At 65.0% G+C, this 277-nt stretch carries 1 pseudogene; it reads right to left on the bottom strand.

The window, feature by feature from the left end:
* Positions 1-277 (bottom strand): annotated as a pseudogene (locus ACSIPU_RS31325) (SDR family oxidoreductase); the annotation flags it as partial.

Genomic DNA, 277 nt, shown 5'->3' on the forward strand with positions numbered 1-277 from the left:
TGCGCCGCCAAACATCACCAGATCAGGTCCGGTAATCGCCGTTGCGCCCTCGATCAGCAACCAGCTCACCTTTTATACCACTCCTGCGGAGTAATGAGTCGCCCAAGCGGCGGAAGCCGCGGCGGGGAACTTTCTCTGCCTGGCTGATGAAGCATCGGCGTATCGGTTGCCCCGGGAGCCACGACGTTGACCGTCACCCCGGCAGGCGCCAGCTCTGCCGCCCAGCTCCTGGCGAGAGCGACCAGCGCGGCTTTGGTGGCCGCATACTGCGAGCGAC

The organism is Klebsiella sp. HN106, assembly GCF_051209435.1.
Taxonomy (GTDB): Bacteria; Pseudomonadota; Gammaproteobacteria; order Enterobacterales; family Enterobacteriaceae; genus Klebsiella; species Klebsiella oxytoca.